The 13,057-nt window shown below is 59.5% G+C and carries 13 protein-coding genes; 6 read left to right on the top strand and 7 right to left on the bottom strand.

What is annotated here, in order from left to right:
• Positions 1–98: 98 nt before the first annotated feature.
• A complete protein-coding gene (locus AB4Z19_RS22085; RefSeq protein WP_442036001.1) occupies positions 99–710 on the top strand; it encodes a CGNR zinc finger domain-containing protein in 612 nt (203 codons plus the stop codon).
• Positions 711–712: 2 nt separating this feature from the next.
• On the opposite strand, the gene AB4Z19_RS22080 is transcribed toward AB4Z19_RS22085, so the two are convergent.
• Entirely contained in the window at positions 713–1,684 is a 972-nt protein-coding gene (locus AB4Z19_RS22080; RefSeq protein WP_442025018.1) for a zinc-binding alcohol dehydrogenase family protein, read from the bottom strand.
• A 116-nt stretch (positions 1,685–1,800) separates the two neighbouring features.
• Between AB4Z19_RS22080 and AB4Z19_RS22075 the strand changes: the two genes are divergently transcribed.
• Complete coding sequence (locus AB4Z19_RS22075; protein ID WP_442025019.1) at positions 1,801–2,490, top strand: haloacid dehalogenase type II; 690 nt, start codon at positions 1,801–1,803, stop codon at positions 2,488–2,490.
• Here AB4Z19_RS22075 and AB4Z19_RS22070 read toward each other — a convergent pair.
• Positions 2,461–2,946, bottom strand: coding sequence for a DoxX family protein (locus AB4Z19_RS22070; protein WP_442025021.1), 486 nt, complete (start codon positions 2,944–2,946; stop codon positions 2,461–2,463). The genes AB4Z19_RS22075 and AB4Z19_RS22070 overlap by 30 nt on opposite strands.
• Before the next feature lie 142 nt (positions 2,947–3,088).
• Between AB4Z19_RS22070 and AB4Z19_RS22065 the strand changes: the two genes are divergently transcribed.
• Both AB4Z19_RS22065 and AB4Z19_RS22060 read left to right on the top strand, forming a co-directional pair.
• Positions 3,089–3,760, top strand: coding sequence for a heavy metal response regulator transcription factor (locus AB4Z19_RS22065; protein WP_442035999.1), 672 nt, complete (start codon positions 3,089–3,091; stop codon positions 3,758–3,760).
• The gene (locus tag AB4Z19_RS22060; RefSeq protein ID WP_442035997.1) at positions 3,757–5,160 is read left to right on the top strand and encodes a heavy metal sensor histidine kinase; all 1,404 of its coding nucleotides are present in this window, start codon (positions 3,757–3,759) and stop codon (positions 5,158–5,160) included. The genes AB4Z19_RS22065 and AB4Z19_RS22060 overlap by 4 nt, the downstream gene beginning before the upstream one ends.
• Here the strand turns inward: AB4Z19_RS22060 and AB4Z19_RS22055 are convergent.
• The 3 genes from AB4Z19_RS22055 to AB4Z19_RS22045 form a co-directional block, all read right to left on the bottom strand.
• Positions 5,129–6,199, bottom strand: coding sequence for a hypothetical protein (locus AB4Z19_RS22055; RefSeq protein WP_442024288.1), 1,071 nt, complete (start codon positions 6,197–6,199; stop codon positions 5,129–5,131). The genes AB4Z19_RS22060 and AB4Z19_RS22055 overlap by 32 nt on opposite strands.
• 70 nt (positions 6,200–6,269) lie before the next feature.
• Positions 6,270–6,635: a hypothetical protein gene (locus tag AB4Z19_RS22050; RefSeq protein ID WP_442024286.1), complete on the bottom strand. Its 366-nt coding sequence runs from the start codon at positions 6,633–6,635 to the stop codon at positions 6,270–6,272.
• 36 nt (positions 6,636–6,671) lie between these two features.
• On the bottom strand, positions 6,672–7,082 hold the full coding sequence (locus AB4Z19_RS22045) for a hypothetical protein (protein ID WP_442024284.1): 411 nt from the start codon (positions 7,080–7,082) through the stop codon (positions 6,672–6,674).
• Between the two features lie 231 nt (positions 7,083–7,313).
• On the opposite strand from AB4Z19_RS22045, the gene AB4Z19_RS22040 reads away from it, so the two are divergent.
• Together AB4Z19_RS22040 and AB4Z19_RS22035 are read left to right on the top strand one after the other, a co-directional pair.
• Positions 7,314–10,025 (top strand): 2-oxoglutarate dehydrogenase E1 component, encoded by a 2,712-nt coding sequence (locus tag AB4Z19_RS22040; RefSeq protein ID WP_442035995.1) that lies wholly within the window; start codon positions 7,314–7,316, stop codon positions 10,023–10,025.
• The gene (locus AB4Z19_RS22035; protein ID WP_442024280.1) at positions 10,022–10,525 is read left to right on the top strand and encodes a hypothetical protein; all 504 of its coding nucleotides are present in this window, start codon (positions 10,022–10,024) and stop codon (positions 10,523–10,525) included. The genes AB4Z19_RS22040 and AB4Z19_RS22035 overlap by 4 nt, the downstream gene beginning before the upstream one ends.
• Here AB4Z19_RS22035 and AB4Z19_RS22030 read toward each other — a convergent pair.
• Both AB4Z19_RS22030 and AB4Z19_RS22025 read right to left on the bottom strand, forming a co-directional pair.
• Positions 10,456–11,478, bottom strand: coding sequence for a GlxA family transcriptional regulator (locus AB4Z19_RS22030; protein ID WP_442035993.1), 1,023 nt, complete (start codon positions 11,476–11,478; stop codon positions 10,456–10,458). The genes AB4Z19_RS22035 and AB4Z19_RS22030 overlap by 70 nt on opposite strands.
• A gap of 48 nt (positions 11,479–11,526) precedes the next feature.
• Positions 11,527–13,056 (bottom strand): MFS transporter, encoded by a 1,530-nt coding sequence (locus tag AB4Z19_RS22025; RefSeq protein ID WP_442024276.1) that lies wholly within the window; start codon positions 13,054–13,056, stop codon positions 11,527–11,529.
• Position 13,057: the final 1 nt, after the last annotated feature.

The following is a 13,057-nucleotide window of genomic DNA, read 5'->3' as shown; positions in this document are numbered from 1 at the left end:
ACGCCCGTTCGCCATCCCCCTTTTGGGGCAGTTGACGAGCCTCAACAGCAAGCTAACTTGTATAATGAGGTGGATCAGGTTACAAAAAAAGGCTTTACATGCAATACCAGCACGTCCCAGCTATGTTCGTCGCGGATGACCTCGGGGTCGACTTCCTCAATTCGATCGCCACGCCAGTCGACGTCGCAGTGGATTGGATCGCCGATGGCGAAGGCCTGCTGCGCTGGCTTGAACAGTCCGGGCTGATGTCCGCCGAAGCGCTGAATACCGTGCGCGCTCAAGCCCTGCCGGGGGAACTCGACGCCGTCGCCGGGCAAGCCCGCGCACTGCGTGAATGGTTCCGGGATTTCATCAATCGCCATATTGGCCAGGCCTTGAGCAGGAAGGCGTTCGGCGAACTGACGCCACTCAACCAGATCCTCGCGCGCGACGAACAGTTCCAGCAAGTCGCCCTGGTCGATGGCGCGCTCGCGCTGGAATCGCATCGCCGCTGGCGTTCAGCGGAATCGCTCCTGCTGCCTATCGCACGCACCCTGGCCGAAACGGTATGCAGCGCCGATTTCAGCTTCGTCAAGCACTGTGAAGGTGCGGGATGCACCCTGCTCTTCATGGACAAAACGAATCGCCGCGCACGGCGCTGGTGCAGCATGGCCGTTTGCGGCAACCGCGCCAAACAGGCCGCGCATCGTGCCCGCGCGGCCAAGGGCTGACGTCACACTACGACCACCATCTTCCCTGCTGCCTGATTGGCTTCCATGACCCGGTGCGCTTCGCGGATTTCATCGAACCGGAAGACACGTGCCGGTTTGACGTCGAGGCGTCCCCGCGCAGCAGCTTCCGCGATGCGCTGAAGCGGCACGTCCGAAACGGGAAAATCCGGCGTACCGAACACGAAGCTGCCGAAGAAGGTCAAATACACTCCGCTCGGCATTTGCAGCAACGGGTTAAAGCCATCGATGGGCGCCAGGCCGCCCAGCCAACCAGCCAGGCATGAGCGGCCGCCACGGCGCAGCATCGCCAGTGAATCGAGCATCACGCTGTTGCCGACCAGGTCCAGCACCGCGTCGATTTGCTTCGCCTCTGGGATGCGCCTGGACAGATCCGGGCCTTCGAGCTCGACGCGCGCTGCACCCAGCGCCTCCAGCAGCGCGAAGCGGTCGCGATTGCGTGTGGTCGCAATGACCTTTACGCTGGCTTCCACGGCCAACTTTACAGCCGCCTGGCCAAACGAGGACGTCGCACCGCGCACCACCAAAGTCTGCCCCGCTTCAACCTCCAGATTGCGGAACAGGCAGGTCCACGCTGTCGCGTAAGTCTCGGGGATTGCCGCCAGTTCGGCCCACGGCAGGTCGGCGTCGATCAGTGCCACGTTTTCAACCGGCACACGCGTGTATTCGGCGTAGCTGCCGTTAATGGTACGGCCCATGCCGCCCATCAGCGCAGCCACCTTGGCGCCCACCGGAAATTCGCCACCCGGACAGGACTTCACCAGGCCCACACATTCGATACCGCTGACCTTTGCCGCTTCAGCCCATTCGCCCCGCCGCATATGCATCTCGGCGTGATTGATACCGAACGCCTTGATTTCGATGACAACATGCCCTTGCAACGGCTCAGGCTCCGGAATGTCCATATAAACCAGGCTGTCCAGACCACCAAACTTCTCCAATACGATCGCACGCATATTTACCCCCCTCAAAAGTAACCCATCAAAAAGTATTTCAAAGGTTATTCCACATATTGTAACTTGTCAAACAAATTTTAGAGGGTTACCATATCGAGAAACCACAGGAGGCTGAAATGGAGCAAATCAAAGCGATTGCATTCGATCTCTACGGCACGCTGTTCGATGTGTACTCGGTGGCCAAACAATGCGAGGACCAGTTTCCTGGCCGGGGCGCCGAGGTCAGCATGCTGTGGCGGCAGAAGCAGCTCGAATACACCTGGCTGCGCAGCCTGATGAATCGATACGAACCGTTCGAGCGCGTCACCCACGATGCCTTGCAATTCACTTGCCGCCATCTGGGACTGAATCTCGATGCCGGCGCGGCTGAGGTGCTGGAAGAAGCCTACCTTGCACTGCCCGCCTTCCGCGAGGTGCCGGAGACATTACGCGAGTTGCGGCGCCGCGGCTTGCGGCTCGCCATCCTGTCTAACGGTACGCCGAATTCGATTGGCTCCGTGGTTCGGAACGCCGGCCTTCAGGATGCATTCGACTTTCTACTCAGCGTGGAAGAAGCCGGGATCTACAAGCCGTCGAGCCGTGCCTACGTCCTTGCCGAACAGGCTTTCGAACTGCCGAAGAGTTCCATTCTCTTTGTGTCGTCGAATGGCTGGGACGTGACCGGCGCCCGCGCTTACGGCTTTCCGGCTTGCTGGATCAATCGTGGCGGGAATGTCTTCGAAGAGATGGGACAGCAACCGGACCGGCAGCTGTCCCGCCTCGATGGGTTGCTCGCCCTATTTCCGCTGAAGGGACAGGTGGATTAAGCCATCCAGCGAATAGCGCCCCGCGCCGGCCAGCACCAGCACGGTGAGCCCCGCAAGATACAGCAGATCCGTTTCATATCCAGGCTGGCCGAAGCGCGCCCCCGTTGACGTCACTGCCAGCAGCTTGATCGAGCTGAATCCATTTGGCAGATGTACGGTGAAGATCGCAGTGAGGAGCACAATGATCATCGGAATGCTCGCCAAAATAACGAAGGCCCCCACGAGAATGGCCAGCCCACCCAGCAATTCAACCAGAATCGTGGCCCAGGCCATGAGTTCCGGCGCCGGCACACCCAGCGCCTGCATGATGCCGATGAAATGTTCCGATCCCCGCGCCAGCTTCGCATAGCCATGCTGGAAAAAGCCCAGGCCTATAATCAGGCGCAGAGGTATGGGCGCCCAGTCACGCGCCGTCGAATTGGTGGTGAATGGCAGTTCGGACAGTAGTTTCAACATGTGTCATCCTTCTCAACTAAAAATCAGAGCTGCCAAGCATGCCTTCCCTACCCTGACCGCAGCATGGCCGCAAGATGACAGGAATGTAATCCAYGGACCTGATCAGCCCCGGCACAATGAGAAGCTGGGAACAGAGGTATCTATGCATATTTTGATCGTGGAAGATGAACCAAAGCTCGGCGCCTACCTGCGCAAGGGCTTGCTGGAGTCCGGATTCATTACCGACTTGGCAATCACCGGCGAGGAAGGCCTGCACATGGCATTGGAAAGCAGCTATGAGCTGATCCTGCTCGACGTGATGCTGCCGAAAGCCGATGGCTGGACGGTGCTGCGCAAGCTGCGCGAGCAAAGCGAAGTTCCTGTACTGATGCTGACGGCGCGCGACGAGGTATCGGATCGCGTGAAAGGGCTGGAACTCGGCGCCGACGACTACCTCGTCAAGCCCTTCGCCTTTGTCGAACTGGTGGCGCGCATAAAAACCCTGCTGCGGCGCGGCCCTGTGCGCACGGCGGAAGTGATACGGGTGGCGGACCTGGAAATGAACGTATTGCGGCGGCGCGTAACGCGCGCGGAGCAGCGCATCGATCTGACCGCGCGCGAATTCGCGCTGCTCCAGCTGCTGGTGAGCCGCCACGGCGAAGTGCTTTCCCGCTCGCTGATCGCGTCCCAGGTGTGGGACATGAATTTTGACTCGGACACCAACGTCGTGGATGTCGCCATCCGCCGTCTGCGCTCCAAAGTGGACGATCCGTTCGAGCTCAAGCTGATTCACACCGTACGCGGCATGGGTTATGTGGCCGAGGACCGCGGATGAAGACCCTGCGGCCCCTGTCGATTTCGCTACGCCTCGCACTACTGTTTGCCACAGTGGCGATGCTGGCCTTTGCCCTGATGGGCGGCTATCTTTACCAGTCGCTGGCCGTCAAAATGGCGCATCACGACGATGCCGAGCTTCTGGTGCGGGTCAACCTGCTGCGTCACTTCCTGGCGGACGTTCACGGCACGGAAGAACTGGAACGCTCGTCCCTTCCCTTCCTCAATGGCATATTCGATGTCGAAGGGTGCATCCTTCAATTGCACACGCTCGACGGCAAACTCCTGCTGCAAACCGCCGTTCCAAGCGCCGCCTTGCCGGCAATCGAACCCGTTGCGGCTTCACGCACAACCTCGCTGTCGGATATCCGCGACTGGGTGCCGGCTGCGGGCACCGGCCGCATGCTGAGCGCCATCGCCGTGCTGGGCGACACTGCCCACACGCCCGTGCGCATCACCATCGCTCGCGAGCACTCGGAACGCACCGTCATGCTCAAGCGCTATTCATGGGAATTGACGCTGGTGGTATGCATTGCCGGCCTGCTTGTGACCCTGCTGGGATTCCTCATCGTTCGTCGCGGCATGCAGCCCTTGCACGCCGTGATCGGCAAGGCAAACGACATCAGCACGCATCGCCTGAACACCAGACTGGCCGTGGACCAGGTGCCAGCCGAATTGCAGGAACTGGGCAAAGCGTTCAACGCCATGCTGGCGCGGCTTGAAGAAGGCGTGCAGCGGCTGTCCGGCTTTGCCGCCGACCTGGCGCACGATATGCGCACACCGATTTCCACGCTGAGAGTACAGACCGAAGTCGCATTGGCGCATACACGCAGCAAAGAGGAATACCAGCACCTGCTGGCGTCAAATCTGGAGGAATACGAACGCCTGGCACAAATGATCGAGAATACGCTGTTCCTGGCACGCGCCGACAATGCGCAGCTTGCGGTGCAGCGCCAGGTACTCGACGCGACGGCTGAACTTGAGCGCATCCGCGACTACTTTGAAGGACTGGCCGAAGAAGCGGGCGTCATCCTGACCATCACCCCCGGTAACGTGTGCATCGATGCCGATCCTATCCTGTTCCAGCGCGCCGTGGGCAATCTGGTGTCCAACGCGATTCAGCATACACCTCCCGGCGGCGCCATCCGACTGGCCGCAAGCGACACGGCGCTTGGCCCACAGATCGCTGTCGAAAATTCCGGCCCCGGCATCGCACCGGAACATATGGCGCATATTTTCGACCGCTACTACCGCGCCAACCCGGCGCGTTCCACCGGCACCGCATCGGCCGGACTGGGGCTGGCGATTGTGCGCGCCATCATGGAACTGCATGGCGGCGATGTCTCCGCCTTCAGCGTTCCCAATCTGACTACCCTCGTCCGCCTGCAATTCGTCCGCTAGCTTCTTCCGGCGTAAAGTCATGCGGCAAATGGCCACCCAGCTGGTCTTCCCGTTCGAGAATCTGGCGATTCCGTGCAGCCAGCTGTCCAGCCCCCAGTGAAGGCACGCGCTTCGCATCGACCTCAAAGTTCACAGCTTTGCGGATACTATCGAACTCGCGATGCTGCAATGCCCGGCTGCGCGTCGCGATTGACAGCTGCGCAATACTGGCGGGATGCAGCTCCCTGCTAAAGCGCGCAAAGCCACGGTAGCGGAAGCCCTCGTCGATCAGCGAGTCGCTGTGCTGAATGAGCGCGTCCGTTACGGCATGCAGCAGGGCCGCCTGTTTCCGCGTGCGCAGCACCACCGTCAGCATCAGCTGCTCGATGCCGTAACGCGTATGTTCGTCTTTTGGGCGCGATGGTGCACCGAATTTCAGATCGAGGACCACATCGCCGTTGGCGCGCAAGGCCGCGTCGTGCACCAGAATTTCACGGCCTGCGAATTGCATGCCAATCAGCCAGTGCTGAAATGGCTTTTCGGCGTCGGCGCGATGCACCAGCTCCGGATAGCGCGCCATCAGCGGCAGATCAAGGTGGGTACTGAACGGCGTCCCAGTTTTGCCACTGCTCGCGTCACGCACGGTGAACAGTTCCCGCACTTCATGCTCACAAGCCTTCTTCACCGCCAGCAGCGCCGTCTGAATCACTTCCGAGGTCGGCGTGTAGCTTTCGATGCGCCATTTGCGCCCATACACCAGGCGGCGCGGACGCTCGACCGAGTGATCGTAGTTGTCAGGACCAAGCACGCCGACTTGCAGGTACAGGCCATTTTCGTCATGGCCGCAAAACAGAACGATGTCTTCCATCGGTTCGATGTCATGCAGGATCTCGGATAGCGAATCAACGGTCTGCTGGTACGTCAAATAATGCTGGGGTATCCATCGTTTGCCGTTATCCAGCTCGACGCAGGGAGCGAGCGGCATCGGCTTCTCACTCTGCCCCAGCTGCGCCAGCACGCTTTCACCGTTTTTAGCAGAATGAATGTCGTGGATACTCATGCTCGCCCCCTATAACCCGTTACATTGATGTTTACAGGTTACTATGGATTATCAGCGCTGTAAAGCGGTGTCAGACCAATTTCACGGGGATGGCAGCACCAGCGATCTTTTCCATGTCTCCTCGCTCAACGAACTCCTCGCCCTCAAGTAGTACCTCCACAATATTGAAGCCTTCGCCTCTGCAGGTCTGGCTCTGCGCAATCTGATAGGCCAGCGTGGCCGCCTCAATCACCGTTCTAGGAATGCCTTCGTGACCAATGGGATTGAATGCTTCGCTGCCGGGCGCGGCATAATTCAGCTCAACATGGGCGATTTTCGTGCTGGACGCATTCGGTTGCGGCATCAGCACAGTGCGGACGCGCATGCCATTTGCAAGACGGAAGTCCAGTTTTTGCAGCGGCAGCAGCGTGGTGAGCGGATAAGTGTTCTTGGCCATTGGGCCTCCAAAAATAAAAGTAAAACGGTGGCTTCCTCAATCAGGCGGAACCCGGCCGGTAAAAAAGGCGTACAGAGTGCGTACGCAAAGTCCAGCGATTGAAACCGTGGCAAGCAGCAGCAATAGCGCTGCGGTCAGGCGCAGTCTTGGACCTGAAATTTCGCCCGCGTAGATCTGTGCAGCATTCGCCAGCACCGCCAGCGGCAAGGCGACGAGCCACCAGACCATCGCCAATGGCCCCGCGACTTCGGAATGCTCCATCGCCTTCGCGCCATATGACAGGACCATCACAACAAACAGCAGCATTGCAATTACAGCGATGCCATGGGCCATCAGGACGCTGGCCCCATGGTCTTCGCTGGCCCGGCGCCAGGCCAGCGCCAGTGCCCCCATGGCCATGACGCATCCGGGCAGAAGCTGTATCGGCTTGGCTTGAGCAGGTTCCATGATCGGCTCCGCAGTGTTGGTGAATTGATTTTGCACCAGCGGAAGCGCGATGTAAGGGGCCTGTCCCTAAAGGCGCGCGACTTGTCCCAAAACGAATGATCGGTCCGGACCTGTCCCGAAATCCACTCCGTTTGGCGCATAAGCGGCACAGTTGCGAATTTCCTTTCGGGACGCCGAATTCCATACTGGATTCATCAGAGGGCGATTTCACGCCCGGTAAAGGAAAACATCATGTTGAAGAAAATGCGAAAGACGTCGTTTCTCTTTGGAGAAAACGTCCCCTACATCGAAGAGCTGTACGAGGCCTATCTGGAAGACGCAGCTTCCGTGTCGAAGGAATGGCACGACTACTTCGCGGCACTCCAGACAGCGCCCGCTGCCGACAACAGCAACGTTGATGCTTTAACACTCGCGAGGAGACAAGTCGCAGTGCAGTACCTGATTGCGGCATACCGCATGGTGGGCAGCAGGCAAGCAGACCTGGACCCACTGCGCTGGAGCCCTGTCGCTCCAGTCGCTGAACTGAACCCCGGCCTGTATGGCATTGGACAGGCTGACATGAACGCCACCGTCAGCACCGAAGGCACTTATCTTTCGGACGCAGAATTCCTGCCGCTGAAAGAAATGGTCGCGGCACTCAATGAAACTTATTGCGGCACATTAGGCGCGGAATTCATGTACCTGGCCGACGCTGGCCAGCGCCAGTGGTGGCAGATGCGGCTTGAGTCGAGCCGCTCGAAGCCAAGCCTCACCGCAGACCATCGTAGGCATATCCTGCAGCGGCTGATCGCCGCGGAAGGCCTGGAGAAGTATCTGCACAACCGCTACGTCGGGCAAAAGCGCTTCTCGCTGGAAGGAGGCGATTCGCTGATTGTGCTGCTGGATGAATTGATACGCCACGGCGCGGCAAACGGCATCAAGAGCGTCATTCTGGGCATGGCACATCGCGGCCGCCTGAATGTACTGGTCAACACCGTCGGCAAGCCGCCCCAATCCCTGTTCGACGAATTCGATGGCAAGACCGCGCGCCTGCTGCCAGCGGGCGACGTGAAGTACCACAAAGGATTCAGCGGCGTCAGTCAAACGGAACACGGCAATGTCGACGTCACCCTCGCTTTCAACCCGTCCCACCTGGAGATCGTCAATCCGGTCGTACAAGGCATGGCGCGTGCTCATGCCGAGCAAATGGGCGTACTTGTCGAAGGTGGCGTGCTGCCGGTCGAGATTCATGGCGACGCGGCGATGTCCGGCCAGGGCATCGTGATGGAGACGATGAACCTGAGCTACACCAAAGGCCATGGCACCAGCGGCACCATTCATATCGTGGTGAACAACCAGATCGGCTTCACCACTTCCGATCCTGCCGAAACCCGCTCCAGCTTTTACTGCACCGATATTGCAAAGCTGATTGAAGCGCCCGTCCTGCACGTCAACGCGGACGATCCCGAGGCCGTGGTGGAGGCAGTACAACTGGCGATCGAATACCGCATGGCCTTCAAGCGTAGCGTGGTCATTGACCTGGTCTGCTTCCGCCGCCATGGTCACCAGGAGCAGGACACGCCCCACATCACCCAGCCTATGATGTACCGCTCCATCGCATCTCATCCCGGCGCGGCCGCCATCTACGCGCAAAAGCTGGTGGCCGAGCAAGTCGTGACGTCGGAGGACGTAACGCAGTTCGCCAATGAATACCGGGAATATCTGGCCCGCGCCAACGTACCTGTTTCACACTCCGAGCCCAACGCCGAAAAGTCACGCGCCATTCCCGCAGAACTGGCCATCGACGATATCCGCTCGATCGCGCAGCGTCTGACCTACGTTCCCAAAACAACCACGCTGCACCCGCTGGTCGCCAAGGTGATCGCCAGCCGCCGTGAGATGGCTGAAGGCGTGAGGCCTCTGGACTGGGGCATGGGCGAGCATATGGCCTTCGCCACACTGCTGGCTCAGGGCGTCAATGTCCGCCTGAGCGGGCAGGATAGCGAACGCGGTACATTCAGCCACCGGCACGCTGTGCTGAACGACCAGCGCCGCGAAGACCGGCGCGACGGCAAGTACACTCCGCTGTATCACGTCGCCCCAAACCAGGGCGCATTCACTGTCAATAATTCCATTCTGTCCGAAGCTGCGGTGCTGGCTTTTGAATACGGCTATTCCAGCGTCCGCAGCGATTCGCTCGTCATCTGGGAAGCGCAGTTTGGCGACTTCGCCAACGGCGGCCAGGTCGTGATCGACAATTTCATTTCCGCCGCTGCGGCCAAATGGGGCCAGCAAAACGGATTGACCCTGTTCCTGCCGCACGGCCAGGAAGGCGCAGGACCTGAACACGCCTCGGCGCGGCTCGAACGCTATCTCCAGCTGTGCGCCCAGGAGAACATCCAGGTTTGCCAGCCGACCACGCCCGCCCAGCTCTACCATCTTCTGCGTCGCCAGGCTTCATTAGTCGATCGCAAACCACTGATCGTTATGACGCCCAAGTCGCTGCTGCGCCACGCGGAGGCGGTCAGCACACTGGAAGATCTGGCGCATGGCCAGTTCAGGGAAGTGCTGGGCGATGCTCAGCCGGCTGCGGACATCCGAAAAGTCATCATCAGCTCCGGCAAAGTGTATTTCGACTTGCTTGAACACCGCCGCACGCAGCAGAGCGCCGGCGTCGCGCTTATCCGCCTGGAACAGCTCTATCCCTTCCCTGCTGCTGCACTGAAGGCGGAACTGGCCCGCTACAGCAATGTCGAGGAAATCGTCTGGGCCCAGGAAGAGCCGCGCAATCAAGGCGCTTGGAAGGCAATCGAAGAAGATCTGCGCGCCGTCACGCCAGCCACGGCGACGCTGCGCGACTCCTGCCGTGAGGCCAGCGCGTCGACAGCGCCAGGCTATATGTCGCTACATCTGGAACAACAGGCACGTGTCGTACACAACGCCTTCGAGGGGAGCAAATCATGAACGCCGCAAAAAACGACATCAACCGACTGCTTGGTGATTTCATGAATCTTTATGAAATGTGGCAGGAACAACCCGCCGCGTTTCGATGGGAGGATTTGCAATCCCTCGCAGCCGAGGCAGCGCAAGCCTATAACGAAGGCAAGGGTCCATCGTTTCACGTACTCGTCTTCGACGGCTATGCGCATGGAGAGTTCCACGAACGGCTGCTGGGATATCTGATTGCCGCCGGCTTCGATCCATTCAAGACTGTGCGCACAGCGCCGGAGGCCAGCTATGTCGCGGTGTTCGGGCATGACGGGCTGGCGATGGCGTCCATAGAGAATCCCGTGTCGGCGCGTATGCGGGATTCGCTCTATGCCATCGCACGGGAGAGATTCGGCGAGAGTTCAACGATGGACGCCGAAGCGTTGCGCCGCATCGTGCTGTTCTGCTACGAGTCCATCCCCAAAGATGTGCTTTCAAGGATCGCACCGGAATTCGTATCGTCCGTCCCGTTATAAGCAACGCGGAAGCGCTCCCGGTAATCCTTGGGAGAGCTTCCTATCTGGCGCAGGAAGATCATGCGCATCTGTGTCGCGCTATTGAACCCGCAGCGGAAGGCCACAGTCTTCAACGGTACATCGGTTTCTTCCAGCAGCTTGCGGGCAAAATCGATCCGTACCTGATCCACAAAAACCGAAGGAGTTACGTTCGCGTGCTTGGCAAAGGCGCGCGAAAAAGTACGTCTGCTGACGCCAACCGCATCGGCGATATCTTCGATAGTCAAGGGATCGCTGATATGGTCAGTCACATATTTCAGCACCTTGGCGACCAGCGAGTCCTCATCCGGGCCGACAGCAAGATAAGGACTGTACTGCGATTGCCCGCCATCGCGGCGGATATAAACGATCAGCCGTTTAGCAACACGCACTGCAATCTCATGTCCCCAGTCCTCTGCCAGCAGCGCCAGGCACAAATCAATGCCCGCCGTAACGCCGCCGCAGGTGAACAGGTTCCCGTCCCGCACATAAATCTTGTCGGGTCTTACCTTCGATGTGGGGAATTGCTGGGAAAGCCGGTCAGCATGATCCCAATGCGTGGTGATTTCGCGCCCGGCCAGCAAGCCGGCATGGCCAAGCAGGAAGACACCGTTGCATACGGCGCCAAAGCGGCTCGCATGACGGGCGCGCTCGCCCAGCCACTCGGCGAGTTCAGGTTCGGGACGGTATTCCGGATAGCGCGGACCGCCCGCAACCAGCAGCAGTTCGCTCTCGGCGTGAAAATTCCGGTAGTCGTAATGCACCTTGAATTCAACGCCGCTGGAGCACATCACGCTGCCCGGCTTCTCGCCGACCAGCGTGATTTCGTATTGATCTTTCTTCGGCAGGAAAAGATTCGCCTCCGCGAAGACGTCCATTGGACCTGCAAGATCCAGTGCCTGGACGCCATCGAGTACCACCAAAGTCAGTTTCATTGAATTGTTCCTCAATCCATAAGGACATTCTATCCCATGCTGAGTATCTTATTTCAGGATGCGCTGAGCCATCATGACTGTTGCACCCAGCAGCCCAAGACCGACCAGGAAGCCAAAGAAATCCAGGCTGGACAGCAGGACAGCCTGCTGACTGACTTGCTGCACCAGCGTCGCCGTCGCCGCCTGCGCAGCCTGCGCGCCGTAACTGGCGGAGAACTGCTCACCCAGTTGGCCCGCCACGCCGTTGAAGACCGCATCGCCGGGAGAGAAGCGCTCAACCAGCGCTGACAGGTGCGCGCTGCTGCGCCATTGCAGGAACAGTGCGGCGCCAGCTGCACCGAGCGACACGCCAAACTGAGACATCATATTCTTCAGTTGCTGGCCGTTCGCGAACGCCACTTCATCGCCCATCAGGTCCATGAAGGAATGCAAGGCCGTCGTCACCATCACCGGCGTGATAAACGCACCGAAGACTGCGATGCCGGGCCACACATCAGTCCACAGGTTCGCCTCAGGATTCAGGCGCACCAGCAATAGGCTGGACAACGTCAGGAAAGCAAAGCCGGTCACGTAGAACTTCTTGGCCGACTGATTCCGCTTCAAGACCATGGCCATGATGGCGAACGTTGGCACCGCCGCAATCAAGCCGGCAGTCTGCACTTTGCCGCTTACTTCCCATGAAAAGCCAAGGCCGCCCTGCATCAGCACTGGGAACATATAATTGTTCGCCCCCAAAACCATGTAGCCAAGCGTGAAGGTCGCAATGCCGGCCACATAGCGAGGAATCATCAGGCGTTTCAGCACCAGCAGTGGATGCTCATGCCTGTGCTGATGCAAACCGAAATACAGCAGGCCGCCAATGCCGGCGATCAGCATCAGCAGCAGAACAGGTCCCCGCGAGAAAAAGTCATACGGCGCGCGCAGCAAAGCGTAAAGAGTCAGGAATGTCCCAGCCATCATCACCAGCACAGTCAATGGGTGGCCATGGCTGCGCTTCTCCACCGGCACGATATCGGCGGGCAGCGCAAGCGTACCAAGCGCGCCTGCAATTGCGGCCAGAACGGCCAGCAGTACGAATATCCAGGATGCGTCGCCATGCGACACTGCCAACGAGGCTACCCAGGGCGCCAGGCCATTACCTACCGTGAGCGAGCCAGCGAAAGCCAGGATTCCGCGAAAGCGCCGCGGGCTTGGCGGAATCAGATTGACGGTCACGCGGGCCGCGGTCAGGAACTGCCCGCCGCCCAGTCCCATTACTGCACGACCGGCCAGAAATACCGCAAAAGCGCTACTGTTGGCGCAAATCGCCGCGCCAGCGATATACACCGCTACCGACATTTGCAGAAAGCCGCGCCAGCCCATGCGCTCGACCAGCCAGCGCTGGTGCGAGAGCGATGCGATGGCAAATACGGCATACACCACGGTCGCCAGCGTGAACTCCTCAGGCGAGCCTGCGGCCTGGCCGAAGATTGGGCCAGCAGCGAAAGTGATCATGCCGACCTGCAGGAACTCAAGCCCACACAGCATGAAGATGGTCGCCAGCAGCAAGCCCTCGCGCGGATATTTGGGCGGGCTCATT

It is taken from the genome of Pseudoduganella sp. RAF19 (genome assembly GCF_052114165.1).
Taxonomy (GTDB): domain Bacteria; phylum Pseudomonadota; class Gammaproteobacteria; order Burkholderiales; family Burkholderiaceae_D; genus Rugamonas.
The sequence above is the reverse complement of the archived record's forward strand: the minus strand, read 5'-3'. Positions and strand labels throughout refer to the sequence as shown.

What these genes read in the sequence shown, in the direction of transcription:
- AB4Z19_RS22045 (WP_442024284.1), bottom strand. Translation starts at nt 7,082, where the DNA reads ATGGAACCTGCTCAAGCCAAGCCGATACAGCTTCTGCCCGGATGCGTC.
- AB4Z19_RS22060 (WP_442035997.1), top strand. Translation starts at nt 3,757, where the DNA reads ATGAAGACCCTGCGGCCCCTGTCGATTTCGCTACGCCTCGCACTACTG.
- AB4Z19_RS22040 (WP_442035995.1), top strand. Translation starts at nt 7,314, where the DNA reads ATGTTGAAGAAAATGCGAAAGACGTCGTTTCTCTTTGGAGAAAACGTC.
- AB4Z19_RS22085 (WP_442036001.1), top strand. Translation starts at nt 99, where the DNA reads ATGCAATACCAGCACGTCCCAGCTATGTTCGTCGCGGATGACCTCGGG.
- AB4Z19_RS22035 (WP_442024280.1), top strand. Translation starts at nt 10,022, where the DNA reads ATGAACGCCGCAAAAAACGACATCAACCGACTGCTTGGTGATTTCATG.
- AB4Z19_RS22070 (WP_442025021.1), bottom strand. Translation starts at nt 2,946, where the DNA reads ATGTTGAAACTACTGTCCGAACTGCCATTCACCACCAATTCGACGGCG.
- AB4Z19_RS22025 (WP_442024276.1), bottom strand. Translation starts at nt 13,056, where the DNA reads ATGAGCCCGCCCAAATATCCGCGCGAGGGCTTGCTGCTGGCGACCATC.
- AB4Z19_RS22055 (WP_442024288.1), bottom strand. Translation starts at nt 6,199, where the DNA reads ATGAGTATCCACGACATTCATTCTGCTAAAAACGGTGAAAGCGTGCTG.
- AB4Z19_RS22075 (WP_442025019.1), top strand. Translation starts at nt 1,801, where the DNA reads ATGGAGCAAATCAAAGCGATTGCATTCGATCTCTACGGCACGCTGTTC.
- AB4Z19_RS22050 (WP_442024286.1), bottom strand. Translation starts at nt 6,635, where the DNA reads ATGGCCAAGAACACTTATCCGCTCACCACGCTGCTGCCGCTGCAAAAA.
- AB4Z19_RS22080 (WP_442025018.1), bottom strand. Translation starts at nt 1,684, where the DNA reads ATGCGTGCGATCGTATTGGAGAAGTTTGGTGGTCTGGACAGCCTGGTT.
- AB4Z19_RS22030 (WP_442035993.1), bottom strand. Translation starts at nt 11,478, where the DNA reads ATGAAACTGACTTTGGTGGTACTCGATGGCGTCCAGGCACTGGATCTT.
- AB4Z19_RS22065 (WP_442035999.1), top strand. Translation starts at nt 3,089, where the DNA reads ATGCATATTTTGATCGTGGAAGATGAACCAAAGCTCGGCGCCTACCTG.